Raw genomic sequence first — 16424 nt, 5'->3', positions numbered from 1 at the left:
GCCGGGCTACCCGCAAGCCCGCTTGGCACATGACTTGCCTCTATTCAAGCTCCTTCCATCTCTGCACTCGTGCGAAGGTTATGAACCTGTTCGCATATTCAGCGTACCAGGCGTGCGCCGACATCATGCTGCCGATGCGGCACGGCGCGGCCCTGATGAATCACTCGCTCGACGCGTGGCCCGCGTTCGGCGACTCGCCGCACGGCCGCTCGCTACGCGCGGCCTGCGAACTCTTCACGCTCGCCGGACTCACGCCCGTGCGGCCGCCATTCGGCATCGACAGCGTGGTGACGGAAGGCAAGCAGGTGGCCGTGGTCGAAGAAATCGCGGCGCACACGCCGTTCTGTTCGCTGCTGCATTTCCGTAAGGACACCACGCTTTCAGCGTCGCAGCCACGCGTGCTGATCCTCGCGCCGATGTCCGGCCACTTCGCGACCCTGTTACGCGGCACCGTGCGCACGATGCTCGCCGAACACGACGTGTACATCACCGACTGGCACAACCCGCGCGACGTGCCGCTGAGCCAGGGCCGTTTCGGCTTCAACGAATTCGTGCAACACGTGATCGACTTCACGGAGCGCATCGGGCCCGGCTCGCATCTACTCGCGGTATGTCAGCCGACCGTGGCCGCCTTGGCCGCGGTCGCGCTGATGGCCGCCGACGACCACCCCTGCCAGCCGGCCAGCATGACGCTGATGGCCGGGCCGCTCGATACGCGCATCAATCCGACGCGCGTGAACGAACTGGCGAAGAGCAAGCCGCTCGAGTGGTTCGAGCAGAACCTGATCAGCGCGGTGCCGTTCGGGTTCGCGGGCGCGCACCGGCGCGTGTATCCGGGCTTCGTGCAGTTGACCGCGTTCATGTCGATGAATCTCGCCCGCCACATCGACTCGTTCGAGACAATGTATTACGAGCGCGCCAAGGGCGACCCGACGAAAGCCGACACGATTCACTCGTTCTACGAAGAATACTTCGCGACGATGGACTTGACGGCCGACTTCTACCTGGAGACCGTCGACACGATTTTCCAGCGGCATGCGCTGCCGTTGAATACGCTCGAAGTGGAAGGGCGTCTGGTGGATCCATCGAAGATTCGCCGGACCGCGTTGCTCACCGTGGAAGGAGAGAAAGACGACATCTGCGCCGTCGGGCAGACGCTCGCCGCGCAGGACATGTGCGCGAAACTGCGGCCGTATCTGAAGACGCATCATGTGCAGACCGGTGTGGGCCACTATGGTGTGTTCAACGGACACCGCTGGGAGCGGCAGATTTATCCGCGCGTGCGCGCCGTGATCTATGACAACGAGCCGCGCGTGGTACTGGTGAGTTCGCGGGCGCGCACGATCCAGCCGGTGCCGGTGTCTGCCGCGACCGCTGCGGAGGTCACGGCGGCGGCGCCGGTTGCCGCGGCGGTGGTCGAAGTGGAAGTCGGCGTCGATGCGCAGGCCGCGGCGGAGGCTGGGGCGAATGGCGCTAGCACTGGCGCCAACGACAGTTCCACCGCTGCTGCGAAACCGTCTGCGGCGCGAGCGCCTCGTAGACGGCCACCGGCAGCTCAGTAGGCTGGTTCACTTCACCGAGCTTGTTTGGCGCGCGACGGGCGGACTGTGCACGCCGCCCGCCCCTGCGTTTCGCACTCCCATCAAACCGCAATGCTCTTCCACGGCTTCACGGCCGGCACTTCGCACGGGCCTTCGACTTCGATCGATTTGAAATCGGCCGGAGAAACGATCTCGACGTACTCCATGTCCTCCGAGTAATCGAACAGATAGTGGACGATACCCGGCGCCTGATGCACGCAATCGCCGGCGGCGACGAGCGTCTCCTTGTCGCCGTACATGAAGCGCGCCCAGCCCTTCAGCATGATTACGATGTGGAAGTCGGCCTCATGACGGTGCCAACCGGTGCCTTGCTCTGGTGCGTGATTCGCCTTCACGAGTTGCGCAAGCACCTTGCCGCCAGTCGCCTGCGCGATCCCCAGATCGCGGTAGAGAAAAAAGTCGCGTAAGCCCTGATCCACGTAGGACGTGTCTTGCGGACGGACATGGCTGAATTGCGTGGCGAATTCGGTGGACATGATCGCGCTCCAGGAGGGTGAGCCGGCAGTTGAAACGACGCGCTAGAGCGTCGGTTGCAAGCATCAAGCAGGCCAGTATTGAAGCGCTGGCCCCACTCCTCGTGGGCGCGTTGCGGCATGTGCCGCGCCGCATTGCGCGGCACGGCGTCGCTCGAGCACCGATGGTGTTCAGGCGGTCGGGCGGAACATCTGGAACATCTCGCCGATTTGCGCGTAGTCGGCGCGATAGCCCGCGCGCATGATCGGCTGCGCGGCGTACGTGTCGAACAGGCCGTCCTTCAGATAGGCCTCGTTGATGTGAACGCCGACTACCTGGCCGAGCGAGAGATAGTTGTCCATCGGCTCGCCGTCGAGCGTATGCAGGCGCACGACCTGCAACAGCTTGCATTCGAGCGCGGCGGGCGATTCCGCGACGTGCGGCACGGCGACATTGCGGCCCGGCGCAGGCGTGAGACCCGCGAGTTCGAATTCGTCGACGTGCGACGCGACCGGCGCCGACGAACGGTTCATCTGCTCGGCGAGCGGACGGGTCGCGAGATTCCAGACGAATTCGCCGGTGGCTTCGATATTGGTGACGCTGTCTTTATGGCCCTCGCTGCAGAAACCGATGATCGGCGGAAAGGTGGCGAACGCGCCGAAGAAACTGTACGGCGCGAGGTTCAACGTGCCTTGCGTATCGCGCGAGGAAATCCAGCCGATCAGACGCGGCGCGACGATGGCTTTGAAAGGGTCATGCGGCAGGCCGTGACCGGCAAGGGGGTCGTAGAAGTAGTGGGCCATGGGATGATGTTGGGGTTGACGACGTGATGCGAAGAGCTAGTTATACCGCAGCGTGGCCGGCGTTGCCGAGCGCGTCTCGCGCCGACGCGCAGCAAGCGTTGCCTTCTGCTTCTGCGAAACACCGCGTGAATCAAGCGCATTCGCCGCGCCGACTCACGCTCATACATGTTCACTGCCTGAATCAACCGCGGCTGATCACTCGTCTGCGCCCTTCCCTGACCTGCGCCAGATGCGTTTCGTCCCAGTCGTAGAAACCGGCGCCGCAGCGCACGCCGACGCGCCCTGCGTCGACCTGCTGACGCAATAAGTCCAGCACGTCTTCATCTTTTGCGAGTTCAGGCATCAAATGCGTGGAGATGTCGAGGAAGGTGTCGAGGCCGCCCATGTCCGCGCCTTCGAGCGGACCGACGATCCCCCACCGGCGCCCCAGCGACGCCTTCATCACCCGATCGACTACGTCCGGCGTCGCCGCGCCGGAACGGACGATGTTCAACGCCTCGCGCAACACCGCGAACTGCAACCGGTTGCCGACGAAGCCCGGAATCGCCTTCGCCAGCACCACCGGCTCCATGCCTATCGCGCTCATCAACGCGGCGGTTCGCTGCGTCACTTCCGGCGCGGTAGCCGTGCCCGGCACGACTTCGACGAGCGGAATCATGTGCGGCGGGTTCCAGAAATGCGCGATCAGAAAACGCTCTTTCGCGCGCAGCGGCACGGCCAACTGATCGGGCGGGAAACCGCTGGTGTTGCTCGCGAGAATCGCGTCGTCGGCCAGCAGCCCGGCCAGCGCCGCATACAGGCGATGCTTCAGTTCGAGCACCTCGGGAATCGCCTCGATCACGAACTGCGCCGACGCGACCACATCCAGTTGCGCATGGGTTTCAATGCGCGCGAGCGCCGCCCGTTTGGCTGTCTCGTCGATACGTCCGGCGTCGATCAATTCGTCGAGCACGGCTTGCGCTTTCGGCGCGACGCTCGCGAGCCGGGCCGGATCGACGTCGTGGACGATCGTCCTGTATCCGTGCAGCGCGCTTTGCGTCGCGATGCCGACGCCCATCAGTCCCGTGCCTACTACGCCTATCGTTACGGTTGCGTTGTCCACGCCGCTCTCCTGCTGCCGTCGATGAAAGCCTCGAAGCATAGCGTAGCGCGCCGTTTCGCAAGGCCGAACGTGACAAAGCCGGTCTTCCGCAAGGAAGGACAGGCTTTGTGGATAACTTCACGCCGCGGCGTGCGGCGCCGTCATGCGCGCATCAATAGTGGTGCGGCGGCTCGCGGTGGTCGTCGTGACGGTGCGGATCGCGGTCGTGCGGGTGATTGTGCATCCACTCGTCGTGATCCCAGTAGCGGTGGCCGTCGTAGTAACGATCGCCGTGCCAGCCGATATTGACGGACAAGCCCACCGGCATCACGTGCGGCTGACCGTACTCGACCGGTCGATGACCATTCTCGACGATCACACGTTCCTGGGCGAAGGCGCTGCCGCCGGCGAGCAACGCGCCGCCTGCGATCAAGGTTGCGATAATAGAACGCGATGTCTTGTTAAAAGTTTTCATAGTGACCTCCCATCAAAGTTGTTCAAAGCCAGCGTCCGTGTTCGCTCGGCCTTTACCTCGCCTTCACCTTCAGGCTGCGATTTCAGGCTCGACCCAGACGCCGTACGCTTGGGACCAACTTTAGCGGCGCAAACCGCATGAAGACGTGAGCACTTGTAAGCGGGCATTTCAGAGATAGGGCCGGATGACGAGGCCGCGTTTTCGCGCTCGACGCCCGTTTATCAAGCCATGCGCTGCAGATCGGTCGCAGGAAACGTCGGCGCGACGTCAGGCGCCGTTACATTCATTTCGGCGGAGAAATATTTGGCAAGGGCTGACTTCGCGTCAAGCGGATAAGCAAACCGGCTGCTTCCCAGAAACAAAAAGCCGCAGTACGCGTTTCGCGTAGTGCGGCTTTCAATCGTGATGTGCGCACCCGAACTGCGCACCCGTGCGCGGTGTTCCGCGCTCAGGACGGTCCTGCTTGGCGTTTAGTCGGTCAGCTTGATGCCGAACAACGTGGATTGTGCTCGGCGCACGCGCTCCGCTTCGCGGCTACGCGCTGCGTACGAGTAGTCCGAATCCAGCGGCAGATGAGGCGACGCGAAGAGGTCGCTGACCTTTTGGAACAGTGCAAAAATGAAGCTCATGGCGACTCCCGGTTGGTTACTGCATTTGCTAGGGTTTTCCCTTAAGAAGAAGTATAGGGTTTTCCCTAGGCAAAAGCTAGTGCAATGCAGCAATTTTTCGGGTGCGGTGTGATGTCGCAGCTAATTCTCGTCATGATGCGTTGCACCATGACAACGTCCCTCTTTTCCGAACTCAAGGTCGAATGCGTTCGGCTACTGCAGCGTGGTCGACACAGGCTTGCGGCTGCGCGTCGGCCGGGCGCTAGTCGCAGGTTTGCGCGGATTGACGACGGCGGCATCGACGGCGCCGGCTGTTGCACTGTCCGCGCGCACCAGCGTCGCGCTATTCACCGAGACGATCAGGCCCGGTAGCGTCCGCGCGGCATTGTCCTGCGGTTTGACGGACGCTCCCGTGGCCGAAAACTCCACATTCAACGCCCAGTGTCCATCGTGGATGCCTTGATCGCGCAGGAGCGCGCTCAACAGTTCCTCGATTGAATATTTGTGCTCGCTAGTTGGCATTGTGGCTCCAGGCAGATGGTGCGCTGACCGTTCGGTTCGGCTTCGCAACAGCAGGCAGAGTGTAAACAGGGGAGTGGAGTTGCGAGGGGGTGGCAGTAGGCGAATGCCTTACGGCGTCTATCTGGTGGAAGGGGTGGGAGGATTGGGTGGGTTGAACGGCCCGGAAAAGCAGGCCGCCGCAGCCGGCTACGCCGGCGCGGTGGTCACTGGTGATCGGTGATCAGTTCGAGGTAACGGCTTTCGCCCTACGCCCATGCTGCGCGCGTGAGTTGCGCTTGCCATGCGCCGGCGCCGCGGCCGCCGGTTGCGGCGCGGCGGGCGCCACCGTCGCTGTCGCGGAAGCGGCATTGGCCGCTACCGCGTTGGCCATCGCGAGACGGGTATCGACCAGGCTGGCCATGGCGGCCTGCTGGTTCTGCATCATCTGCTCGATGCGGTGTTGCTGGGCCGTGGTTTCCCGCGTCAGACGCATCAGCAGCAGCGTCTGCGTAATGCCGATTGCCACCGTGACCAGCAGCGCGCCCACGACGATCGACAGCATCCATTTCATGCGGCGCGAATGATCCGTCGCCGCGCGGCGCTGATCGGCGATCACGCCATATAGCGCGTCGACGGTATCGGCGAAGGCGGTTGCCCGTGCACGATCGAGTTCCGGCGCGGCGCGCAACGCGGCCGCAGCCGCTTCCGCGCGCTGGGCTTCTCGCCACGGCGCGGCGAACGCGGCGTTGGCGTTGGCATTGGTGGCGGCTGTGGGTGCCGACGAATTGGCCGACGCCTGCGCACCCGCCTTCAGCTCGGCCCGCTCGACCGACCCGGCAAACCCAGCCCCCGCTTGTGCCGAAGCACCACCAGCAAGCTTGTTCGTCGCTTCGCCTTCAGTAGCAGCTGCTTCCCGTGAAGCCGTCGCCCCCTTCGCGAACGTCGCGGCAAAGCGTTGCGGCGGCTTGCTTTCCCCCGCTGCAGCTGGACCCGCCGAATCCGCGACCGCGCCCGGTTCAGCCGCCTGACGCAGCGCGGTCACACTCCGCGCAACGGTTGCGGCCGCCATCGCAGGCGTGAGGGGCGCGGCCGACTCGCGGGCCGCGGCAGCCCGTTTTTCCTTCGTTTCGGCGGCTAGTTGGGAGTCCACCTCGGCAGCCACCTCGATTCCCGGCGTCACCTCCACCGAACCCACTCCGCCAGCAGCGGAAGCCACAGGCGCCGACACCTCGATCTCAAGCCCGCTCAATTCCGGATTCACCGGAGCCCGTTCGTCAGCCCTAACGGCACGCGGCGCGCGGCGCGCGCCCTTCGCGTCGAGCGGCATGCCGTCGCCGGCATCGATCGCGCCAACCGCCGCCAGCACCACATCGGGCAATTCGAAGCCGTCCAGCGTGCCTTGCCGGATGTCGATGTTCATCGCTTCCAACGTGGCGCGGGTGGGATCGTCGGGGAACAGGTCGAGCGTGGTGTCGTCGCGGGAGGCACCGCTCAGTTGCGCGAGGCGTTGCGCCGAGCGCGCCGCGCGCGCCAGCTTGTTTTCGGTGTCAGTGGAAACGGCGGCCTGGCGCCGCTTCTTCGAAGCGGCTCGGCGAGGCCGGGACGGTGTGGATGCTACGGAATCTGCCATAGAGAAAAAAGCGGTCGTCGCCGCAAAGCGGGCGCCGAGCTCCGCTCGTCAATGCCGTTGGAATTTTTCGAGACCGCATTGTCGCATGGTCGCCCGCACACGCCGAAGGCATTCGCCGCGGATTTTCCCTTTTTAAGACGTCACCTCGTCCTGCCGGAACTGCTTGACGCCGTGCAGTTGACGCAAGCGCGCGCAGATCGCCTCGTATTCCGTGTTCGACACGCGATGCAAGGTCAGCAGGACTTCGTCGCACTCGGGCGAGTCGTCGCTTTGCTGCATCACGAATTGCTTGACGCGCGGACTCGCGGCGCCGAGTTCGTCGTGCAGCGAGTGAAACGTCACGCTGCCGCGCTCGACGGTCATCGTCAGTTGGCGCCGTTGCTTGACCGTGATGAAGCGCCGTTCTAGCGGCTTGATGCCGGCGAGGATGATCAGAATGATGATGGTCGCCGCGATCGACGCCGCGTACAGTCCGCCGCCGACCGCGAGGCCGATCGCGGCGACCGACCACAGGCTTGCCGCCGTGGTCAGCCCACGCACGATCTCGCCGCGCAGCAGGATCGAGCCCGCGCCGAGAAAGCCGATGCCGGACACCACCTGAGCGGCCATCCGCGACGGATCGAGCACGACGTGATCGCCGGTCAGCACTTCGGCGAAACCATAAGCCGACACGATCATGATGAGCGCCGAGCCGACGCAGACCAGCATGTGCGTGCGCAGCCCCGCCGCCCACGAGAGCCGTTCGCGCTCAAAGCCGATGACACTGCCGAGCGCCGCGGCCAGCACCAGACGGGAGATGAGTTCGACATTCCCCAGCATTGTTTTTTCCTCCTTGTCGGTAATTATTTGAAGCGCGTTCCACATGTGCGCAGGCGTGTCAGCAGGGGTCGTTTGCTTTATGCTAAGCCGCACGCCGCCGCGCCGATTGCGTCGACAGTTGCGGCGCGCATGCCCGTGCGAACGGCGACGCCGTCCGCGTGCAAACCGGTTAGCATCCGCTGCTGTCCAGCGCGTTTGACCGCGGCTGCGCCGCTCCGTGCCGTGGAGCCGCGTTACGGCGCAGGCTGCGAACCGGGTCGCTGGACGCTTTGCGACTCCCGCTTTTGACCAACCTGACTATGCCGAGCATGAACCCTGCCGCCGCTTCGACGATCGCTCTCGCCACCGCACTGCGCGATCACTTCACGGGCGTAGTGCTGCCCATCTGGCGCGGGCCGGGCTTCAACACCGCGCTGAAGCTGCCCTACGAAGCGGTCAGCGCAGAGGACCACGCCCCGCTGCCCGCCGAGCGCTACCGGACGATGGCCTGCGCGCGGCAGCTGTTCGTGTTCGCGCAAGCCGGCGACACGGAGCATGCAAAAGTATTGTTCGATTCGCTCAGGCATACCTTTCAGGACACACTCCACGGCGGTTGGTTCTACAGCGTGGACGCGCAAGGCGCGCCGCTCGACACCACCAAAGACCTGTACACGCATGCGTTCGTCATGTTCGCGTGCGCGGAATACGGGCAGCGTTCCGGCGACCGCGATGCGCTGAAGCTCGTGCACAACACGTCGGCGCTGATCCAGTCGAACTTCGCGGCCGACGGCGATCTGTTCAACGCCGCGCTTACGGCGGACTTCGGCCGTGTCACCGGCACACCGGTCCAGAATCCGCTGATGCATCTGACCGAGGCCTGGCTGGCCGCCTGCGAAGCGACCCGCGACAACGTGTTCGGGGCGGCATTGCGCCGGCTGGCCGGCGGTGTCGCACATCACTTCGTGCATGCGCCGACCGGCTGCATCGCCGAATTGCCGATTGGCGCGAGCGACAACCGTCTGGAGCCGGGGCATCAGTTCGAGTGGTTCTGGCTGGTCAGGCAGGCGGGCGATCTGTTCGACGGCACGGGCCTGAAAGAAGCAATGGCGCGCGCGTTCGCGTTTGCGCAGCAGCACGGCGTGGACCGGGCAAGCGGTGGCGTTTGCGCATCGCTCGACGAAACCGGCGCGATCAAGGACGCGACGCAGCGAATCTGGGCGCAAACGGAATATCTGCGCGCGTTGGCCTGTCAGGACGACCCGGCCGTGCGCGCGGCGCTGCCCCGTCAAATCGTACTGTTCCAGCAACGCTTTCTGCATCCGCAAGGCTGGTTCGAGTGCAAGGCGCCAGCCGGCGACGTGGCGCGCGCCGACATGCCGTCCACCACGCCCTATCACCTCGCCACCGCTTACGCCGCGTTGCCGGCCTGAGCGGCTTCGCGCCGCCACGCAGCGCGTCTGACTGTACGATCGCCTGTCCCGGCCATGGCCAAGAAACTCGCCGAACCGTGGTATCGACCACCGCCCGCGGAAGAAATCTGCCCGCTATGCGGCCGGCCGATTCCGGCGAGCCAGCGCGACTTGCACCACTGGATGCCGAAAACCAAAGGTGGTACGGACGTCGCCGCGTTGCACCGCATCTGCCACCGCCAGCTCCACGCGCTGTTTTCGGAAAACGAATTGGCACAGCGCTATTCGACGGTCGAAGCGCTGCTGACCGACGAGGCGGTCCGCACCTTCGTGCGCTGGGTTCGCACCAAGCCGATTGATTTTTACGAGCGAAGCCGCCGCAGCGCGAGGAAAGGCTGAGGGCCGAATGTCGAGGAAATGGTAGACAACGCGACCAGTCGCAAGTCCCGCCGAACGCTGCCGACGGTCTCGCAATCAAGAGCCGGCATCAAAAGCCGACCACCCGGTCGATCAATACGCTTCGCGCTGCCAGAGTCCCCAACCGGCGTCGGAAGATTTAAAACGCATATAAGTTGCGCTTTGTCCGGTGGGAATGTCCGATGTATCGCCGTGCGGCTTCCGATCGGTGGTGTGAAGGGCAAAAGCCTGGCGGTCTTCGGTATCGACGGTAATTCGGCCGACCGGGTCCGGGGCGCCTTCTTGAGGGGATTTAGACTCCAATATCGCGAAATAGGGGGTCAAACGACTCCAGAACGACGTGAGTTCTTCTTGCAGATAATGTGTCAATGTTTTTCCTGGAAAAGTAATACAAGCAGTTTACCCTACCAGGCGGACCGCTCTTTCAAATGCTTCCAAACGCTCGCGGAGGACCCAAAAAGGCCGGAACGGGGGAATACCCCCATACGGCTTGGTTGGCGTCCGCCATAAAGACGTGATACAACTCTCCCTTCGCGCTCGATCTCGTGTTGAGAAATAGCGGTCGCGAATGCAACACACAACATTTACTGGATCAAACATGGCAACAGGTACTGTGAAGTGGTTTAACGATGCAAAGGGCTTTGGCTTCATCACGCCGGACGACGGCGGCGAAGACCTGTTCGCACACTTTTCGGAAGTTCAAGGCAGCGGCTTCAAGTCCCTGCAGGAAAACCAGAAAGTGTCGTTCGAAGTTAAGCAAGGCCCGAAGGGCAAGCAGGCTGCAAACATCCAGCCGGCCTAAGTACCCAAGGTACTTTGAGGCACCCTTAGGCGCTTGCGTCTGATGCAAAATGGCCCGCTTTCGCGGGCCATTTTCTTTGGACAAATGCCTTGTTTTTAAGCGCCTGCCCGGCTTAAATCGCGCGCATTTAAGATGAGCAGAATTCCATAACCGGCGTGCGCATTTCATCGAGTTGTTGCGTGCGCAACACAGTTTCAGAAATTTCGAACACGGAAACTGCCTGTTTCAATTGCTGCGTCTGCTGATGCAGCGAGGCCGCCGCCGCCGCAGCCTGTTCGACGAGCGCCGCATTCTGCTGCGTCATCTCGTCCATCTGCACCACCGCCTGGTTGACCTGCTCGATGCCCGTGCTCTGCTCGAGCGACGACGCGCTGATTTCCGCCATCATCTGCGTGACGCGCGAAATGGAGGTGGACACGTTGTTCATCGCTTCGCCGGCATGCTCGACCAGCGTCGAGCCGCCCTGAATCTCCGCGACCGATTCGCTGATCAGGGTCTTGATCTCCTTCGCCGACTGCGCGCTGCGCTGCGCGAGCCCGCGCACTTCGCCCGCCACCACCGCGAAACCACGACCCTGCTCGCCCGCGCGCGCCGCCTCGACGGCCGCGTTCAGCGCGAGGATGTTGGTCTGGAACGCAATGCCGTCGATCACCGAAATGATCTCGGCAATCTTGTCCGAGCTTTGCGCAATACCGCGCATCTTGTCGACCACCTCGTTGACCACGTCGCTACCGCGCGACGTCGCTTCGAGCGCGGTCTCGGCAAGCGCGTTGGCCTGGCGGGCGTGATCGGCGTTCTGGCGCACGGTCGCCGTCAGCTCCTCCATGCTCGACGCGGTTTCTTCGAGCGACGCCGCCTGGTTTTCGGTACGCGCCGACAGATCGGCGTTGCCGGTGGCGATTTCATCTGCGCCGAGGTGGATCGAGTCGGCGGATTCGCGCACGCTCTGCACAGTGCGCGCGACGCTCCCCTGCATTTTCGCGAGGCCCGAGAACAACCGGCCGATCTCGTTGGTGCCGCGCGCGGCGATCGGCTGGTCGAGGCGTCCTTGCGCGATCCGGTCGAAGTGGCGGCCCGCTTCCTCCAGCGGCGCCACCACGCCCCGGCGCAACGCCGCGTGGACCGCGAGCGTGCCGGCCACAAGCATCAGCAGGATCACGACGCTGACGACACGAAACGTCGCCATGCAGGCGTCGATCGAATCGAGCGACGCGCGGCTCGCGGCCTCGCCGAATCGCACGAAGTTGTGCGACTCGGCGAGGTAGGCGTCCTGGAGCGACTGGGTCGGCTGATCGAGGAAGGCCTGGATGTTGTTCGAGTCGAGAAACTGCACGAGTTCGGCGAGCGCGTCGTGCAGCTTTTTATAGCGCTCGGCAAGCGCCGTGGCGCGCGCGCTGTTTTCGTCACTGGTCTTCTGCGCGCTCATGAACGCGCCGAACGACTGGTCGGCGGCCGTCAGTTGCTCGCGCGCGTGCTGCACGATGTCCGTCGGCTCCGCGCCGCCCCGCACCATGCGCGTGCCGGCGCGCGACAGGTTGATGCGCGCGTCCATCAACCGCAGGGTGGTCTCGTTGACCGCGTCCACCTGCTGCAACGCAATGTTCGACAGATCGCCCACGTCGTCATGGGTGCGGGTCAACGACCAGAAGCCGAGACCCACCGTGACAAGCTGGAATACGCAGAAAGCGGCCAGAACACACAACAGGCCGGACGCGACCTTGATCTTGCTGAACATCGTGAACACCTAAAGCAAAGAATGACGGGAATTGCATAAGGGTTAACGGCAGGGACGCGCGTAGCTTGAGATCAATTTCATCAAAAATCGGCTTACCCGCGCGTTTCATCGGTCAACGTCATGACTGAGATCGATTCGCGTAACAACGCGGCACACATTTTTCCGAATCACCTTGACGCGGCGCATGCATGCTTCCTAGAGTGGGTAGGGACTTCAACGCACACCGTGCGGATGCCACCGCGGGCCTTGCCCGAAGGAATCACGATGACCGACCTTCTCGACCGGGCGCGCGGCGCACTGCATGCCCAGCCGTTCAGCATGCTGTTAGGCGCAGAGTTGATGCATACGGGCACCAGCGAGCTCACCTTGAGCCTGCCGATCCGCGACGAACTGCGGCAGCAGCATGGCTTCGTGCATGGCGGCGTGCTCAGCTACCTGGCCGACAATGCGCTGACGTTCGCGGGGGCGATGTCGCTCGGGCCGAAAGTCGTGACCGGCGAATACAAGATCAACTATCTGCGCCCGGTGATGAACGGCACGCTGATCGCCCGCGCGAAGGTGGTCTACGCGGGGCGGCACCAGGCGACCTGCCAATGCAACGTGTATGTGATGGAAGGCAACCGCGAAAGACTGGTCGCGGTCGCGCAAGGCACGGTCAACCGGATCAGCGAAAACGGCGAGCACGAACCGGCGAGTTGACGACATCGCTTCAGGTAGATCACGCCTATATCGAAACGGTCGGCGTGGACTGCGCTTTCGTGATCGAAAAGCTGGGAATTGTGTGCGCCGCCGCCCACCACACGCCGCCTGCGCATGCTGGCCGACGCGGGACTCGTGCCGCGCACCGGCTGCTTTCCTTGCTTCATGAGGAAAAAGGCATCGACGCAGAATCGAACAGGCTTGGCCACGACCTGGCCAATCTCTGAGCGCACGATCTCCAGTCCACCGCGCCATCCATCGCTCGACACTCCAAGGAACCCCATGGACGAACTCGCTCTCGCCGCCGACGCGGACCGGCGTGCGCACGCTTACCTCGCCGGCATCGGCACGCGCCGGGTGTTTCCGGACGCGGCCGCGCTCGCGCAACTCGCGGCCTTCGACGAAGCGTTGCCGCTGCACGGCCACGCCCCCGCCGACGTGCTGCGCCTGCTCGACGAAAGCGGTTCGCCAGCAACCGTGGCGTCGAACGATCCGCGCTATTACGGCTTCGTGATCGGCGCGGTGCTGCCGGCGGCTGCGGCGGCCGAGCGCCTGATGGGCGCGTGGGACCAGTGCGCATCCACCTTCGACCACTCGCCGGTCGCCGCGACCATCGAGAAGATCGCAGCGCGCTGGGTGCTCGACGCGCTCGATCTGCCGCGTGAAGCGGCGGTAGGCTTCGGCACCAGCGCGACGGCTTGCACGCTCGTCTGCATTGCCGCGGCCCGGCGCGCGCTGCTGGAACGCAAAGGTTGGGATTTCGACAACGACGGTCTCGATGGTGCGCCGCCGCTGCGCGTCGTGATCTCCGAGATGGCCCACATCACGGTGAAGAAGGCGTTGCGTGTGCTCGGCTTCGGCATGAAGCGCGTGATCGCCGCGCCCGTCGACGAGCATGGCCGCATCGATCCCGCCCAGTTGCCGCCGCTCGACGACATGACAATCTTCTGCGTGCAAGCGGGCGAAGTGAACACCGGCGAGTTCGACCCCTTTGCCGCCTTGATACCGCGCGCCAAAGCGGCAGGCGCATGGGTCCACGTGGATGGTGCGTTCGGCCTGTGGGCGCGGGCGTCGTCGAAGCGGGCGCTGACGGAGGGCATCGACGGCGCCGACAGCTGGACCACCGACGGCCATAAATGGCTCAACACGCCCTACGACGGCGCCATGGCGATCTGCCGCGACGCGCAGGCGATGTCGGCGACGATGAACAGCGACGCGGTCTACATGAGCGGCGCCCACGACGCGCAGAAGAATCTGACCCTGGAGTTTTCGCGTCGTCCGCGCGGCGTTCCGATCTGGGCCGCGTTGCGCTCGCTTGGGCGCAGCGGTGTGCAACAGATGGTCGACCGGCATTGCGCCCAGGCGTCGCGAATCGCCGATGGCTTGCGTGTTGCGGGTTTCGAAGTGCTGAATCGCGTCGTGCTGAATCAGGTGCTGGTGCGCGCGAAGACCGATGCGCAGACCGTCGCGATTCGTGAAGCGGCCCAGGCATCCGGCGAAACGTGGTTCGGCGGCACGGTCTGGCAAGGACGTCCCGCGTTTCGCATCAGCGTGTCCTCGTGGCGCACGCAAGACGAGCACATCGATCGACTCGTCGATCTGCTCACACGGCTGCTCGCGCAACAGCGCGCCTGAAAGATCGCGGCGCCGGAAACAACAAGGCCGTTCCCGCATCGCGCGGGAACGGCCTTTCACATCGGCAATGCAGTTTAACGAAGCGCGAGATCGACTCCGCTGCGTTACTCCGCCGCGTACGTCTTCTGCGTCTGCTCGCCGAGACCTTCGATACCGAGGCGGATCGTCTGACCCGGCTTCAGGAACACCGGATTCGGCTTCACGCCCATGCCGACACCCGGCGGCGTGCCGGTCGAGATCACGTCGCCCGGTTGCAGGCTCATGCACTGCGACACATACGAAACCAGTTTCGCGACGCCGAACACCATCGTCTTCGTGTTGCCGTTCTGGTAGCGATGGCCGTCCACTTCGAGCCACAGGCTCAGATTCTGCGGATCGGCGACTTCATCGCGCGTGACGACCCACGGGCCGATCGGGCCGAACGTGTCGAAGCCCTTGCCCTTGTCCCACGTGCCACCGCGTTCGATCTGCCATTCGCGTTCCGACACGTCGTTGATCACGCAGTAACCGGCGACGTAGTCGAGCGCGTTGGCTTCGTCGATATATTTCGCCGGCTTGCCGATCACCACGCCCAGTTCGACTTCCCAATCGGTCTTCTTCGAGCCGCGCGGAATTTCGACGTCGTCGTTCGGACCGCAAATGGCGCTCGTCCACTTGTTGAAGATGACCGGCTCGGCCGGCACCGGCAGATTCGATTCCGCCGCGTGGTCCGCGTAATTCAGCCCGATGCAGATGAACTTGCCGATCTTGCCGACGCACGGGCCCATGCGCGGATTGCCTTCGACCAGCGGCAGCGACGCCGGGTCGAGCGCGCGCAGTTTGGCGAGACCTTCGTCGCTCAGCGCGGCGCCGTCGATATCGCCGACCACCTTCGACAGATCGCGAATCTTGCCTTGCGCGTCGAGCATGCCCGGCTTTTCCTGGCCTTTCGGCCCATAACGAAGCAGTTTCATCGTTGTACTTCCCTTACGTTCAGTGGTGTTCGGTTCGTAAATCGGTGCGCGTCAGTTCGACCAGCCGCCGTCGATCACATGCGCCTGGCCCGTGGTGAACGACGATTCGTCGGACGCGAGATACAGCGCCAACGCCGCGATCTCCTCGGGCTTGCCGACGCGGCCCATCGGCTGACGCGCGACGAAGGCTGCTTGCACGGCATCCAGCGTCGCGCCTTGCGCCTGGGCCTGCGCGGCGATCCGCTGTTCGAGCGACGGCGACGAGACCGTACCCGGGCAGATCGCGTTACAGCGTACACCACGCGTGACGAAGTCGGCGGCAACGGCCTTGGTCAGCCCGATCACCGCGGCCTTCGAAGCGCCATACGCAAAGCGGTTCGGCACGCCCTTCACGCTCGACGCCGCCGACGACATGTTGATGATCGAGCCGCCCCCCTTCTCCAGCATCGCCGGCAGGAACGCGCGGATCATACGGTACATCGCCTTCGCATTCAGGTCGAACGCGAAATCCCAATCCTCCTCGCTACATTCGAGAATCGAGCCGGCATGCACGAAGCCCGCGCAGTTGAACAGCACATCGATCGCGCCGATCTCCGCGGCCAGCGCCTGGATCGCCGCGTTGTCGCACACGTCGAGCTTGCGCGCGTCGACCGGCTTGCCGGCCAGTCCGTCGATGCGAATGTCCGTGGCGATCACGCGCGCGCCTTCGCGTGCAAAGAGTTCCGCGGTGGCGAGACCGATGCCTTGTCCTGCCGCGGTGATCAGGGCCGTTTTGCCGGCCAGTCTTTGTGTCATCTACGACTCCATTTGAATGGGCTGCTTAT

At 63.9% G+C, this 16424-nt stretch carries 19 protein-coding genes; 7 read left to right on the top strand and 12 right to left on the bottom strand.

The genetic code is table 11. From position 1 onward, the window contains the following. Positions 1-80: 80 nt before the first annotated feature. Entirely contained in the window at positions 81-1562 is a 1482-nt protein-coding gene (locus P0D89_RS02765) for a polyhydroxyalkanoate depolymerase (protein ID WP_408360506.1), read from the top strand. Positions 1563-1642: 80 nt separating this feature from the next. On the opposite strand, the gene P0D89_RS02760 is transcribed toward P0D89_RS02765, so the two are convergent. The 8 genes from P0D89_RS02760 to P0D89_RS02725 all read right to left on the bottom strand — a co-directional run bounded on the left by P0D89_RS02760 (position 1643) and on the right by P0D89_RS02725 (position 7971). Then, positions 1643-2077, bottom strand: coding sequence for a cupin domain-containing protein (locus tag P0D89_RS02760; protein WP_408360504.1), 435 nt, complete (start codon positions 2075-2077; stop codon positions 1643-1645). Positions 2078-2245: 168 nt separating this feature from the next. After that, complete coding sequence (locus tag P0D89_RS02755) at positions 2246-2857, bottom strand: flavin reductase family protein (protein ID WP_408360502.1); 612 nt, start codon at positions 2855-2857, stop codon at positions 2246-2248. A gap of 181 nt (positions 2858-3038) precedes the next feature. Then, positions 3039-3998 (bottom strand): 3-hydroxyacyl-CoA dehydrogenase family protein, encoded by a 960-nt coding sequence (locus P0D89_RS02750; RefSeq protein ID WP_408360500.1) that lies wholly within the window; start codon positions 3996-3998, stop codon positions 3039-3041. Positions 3999-4110: 112 nt separating this feature from the next. After that, on the bottom strand, positions 4111-4413 hold the full coding sequence (locus P0D89_RS02745) for a hypothetical protein (RefSeq protein WP_408360498.1): 303 nt from the start codon (positions 4411-4413) through the stop codon (positions 4111-4113). 470 nt (positions 4414-4883) lie between these two features. After that, a complete protein-coding gene (locus P0D89_RS02740; RefSeq protein WP_408360496.1) occupies positions 4884-5042 on the bottom strand; it encodes a hypothetical protein in 159 nt (52 codons plus the stop codon). Positions 5043-5234: 192 nt separating this feature from the next. Then, positions 5235-5543, bottom strand: a complete 309-nt coding sequence (locus P0D89_RS02735) for a hypothetical protein (protein WP_408360494.1) — start codon at positions 5541-5543, stop codon at positions 5235-5237. A 220-nt stretch (positions 5544-5763) separates the two neighbouring features. Continuing rightward, on the bottom strand, positions 5764-7152 hold the full coding sequence (locus P0D89_RS02730; RefSeq protein WP_408360492.1) for a hypothetical protein: 1389 nt from the start codon (positions 7150-7152) through the stop codon (positions 5764-5766). A gap of 132 nt (positions 7153-7284) precedes the next feature. After that, a complete protein-coding gene (locus tag P0D89_RS02725; RefSeq protein WP_408360490.1) occupies positions 7285-7971 on the bottom strand; it encodes an MgtC/SapB family protein in 687 nt (228 codons plus the stop codon). A gap of 299 nt (positions 7972-8270) precedes the next feature. Here P0D89_RS02725 and P0D89_RS02720 point away from each other — a divergent pair, with 299 nt between their 5' ends. Together P0D89_RS02720 and P0D89_RS02715 are read left to right on the top strand one after the other, a co-directional pair. Beyond that, positions 8271-9380, top strand: a complete 1110-nt coding sequence (locus P0D89_RS02720) for an AGE family epimerase/isomerase (protein ID WP_408360547.1) — start codon at positions 8271-8273, stop codon at positions 9378-9380. A 54-nt stretch (positions 9381-9434) separates the two neighbouring features. After that, complete coding sequence (locus P0D89_RS02715; RefSeq protein ID WP_408360488.1) at positions 9435-9758, top strand: HNH endonuclease; 324 nt, start codon at positions 9435-9437, stop codon at positions 9756-9758. Between the two features lie 111 nt (positions 9759-9869). On the opposite strand, the gene P0D89_RS02710 is transcribed toward P0D89_RS02715, so the two are convergent. Next, positions 9870-10145, bottom strand: coding sequence for a hypothetical protein (locus tag P0D89_RS02710; protein WP_408360486.1), 276 nt, complete (start codon positions 10143-10145; stop codon positions 9870-9872). Positions 10146-10374: 229 nt separating this feature from the next. On the opposite strand from P0D89_RS02710, the gene P0D89_RS02705 reads away from it, so the two are divergent. Continuing rightward, complete coding sequence (locus P0D89_RS02705; protein ID WP_102632542.1) at positions 10375-10578, top strand: cold-shock protein; 204 nt, start codon at positions 10375-10377, stop codon at positions 10576-10578. 127 nt (positions 10579-10705) lie between these two features. Here the strand turns inward: P0D89_RS02705 and P0D89_RS02700 are convergent, their stop codons facing one another. After that, positions 10706-12313 (bottom strand): methyl-accepting chemotaxis protein, encoded by a 1608-nt coding sequence (locus P0D89_RS02700; protein WP_408360483.1) that lies wholly within the window; start codon positions 12311-12313, stop codon positions 10706-10708. Between the two features lie 264 nt (positions 12314-12577). On the opposite strand from P0D89_RS02700, the gene P0D89_RS02695 reads away from it, so the two are divergent. The 3 genes from P0D89_RS02695 to P0D89_RS02685 are packed head-to-tail and all read left to right on the top strand — an operon-like array spanning position 12578 to position 14647. Continuing rightward, positions 12578-13012, top strand: coding sequence for a PaaI family thioesterase (locus P0D89_RS02695; RefSeq protein ID WP_408360481.1), 435 nt, complete (start codon positions 12578-12580; stop codon positions 13010-13012). A gap of 59 nt (positions 13013-13071) precedes the next feature. Further along, positions 13072-13239, top strand: a complete 168-nt coding sequence (locus tag P0D89_RS02690; RefSeq protein ID WP_408360479.1) for a hypothetical protein — start codon at positions 13072-13074, stop codon at positions 13237-13239. A gap of 55 nt (positions 13240-13294) precedes the next feature. Further along, entirely contained in the window at positions 13295-14647 is a 1353-nt protein-coding gene (locus tag P0D89_RS02685; protein WP_408360477.1) for a pyridoxal phosphate-dependent decarboxylase family protein, read from the top strand. 104 nt (positions 14648-14751) lie between these two features. Here P0D89_RS02685 and P0D89_RS02680 read toward each other — a convergent pair whose 3' ends face one another. Then, entirely contained in the window at positions 14752-15600 is an 849-nt protein-coding gene (locus tag P0D89_RS02680; RefSeq protein ID WP_408360476.1) for an ureidoglycolate lyase, read from the bottom strand. 51 nt (positions 15601-15651) lie between these two features. Further along, positions 15652-16395: an SDR family oxidoreductase gene (locus P0D89_RS02675; protein ID WP_149670607.1), complete on the bottom strand. Its 744-nt coding sequence runs from the start codon at positions 16393-16395 to the stop codon at positions 15652-15654. Between the last annotated feature and the right edge of the window lie 29 nt (positions 16396-16424).

It is taken from the genome of Paraburkholderia sp. RL18-085-BIA-A (assembly GCF_046027075.1).
Classification (GTDB): domain Bacteria; phylum Pseudomonadota; class Gammaproteobacteria; order Burkholderiales; family Burkholderiaceae; genus Paraburkholderia.
The sequence above is the reverse complement of the archived record's forward strand: the minus strand, read 5'-3'. Positions and strand labels throughout refer to the sequence as shown.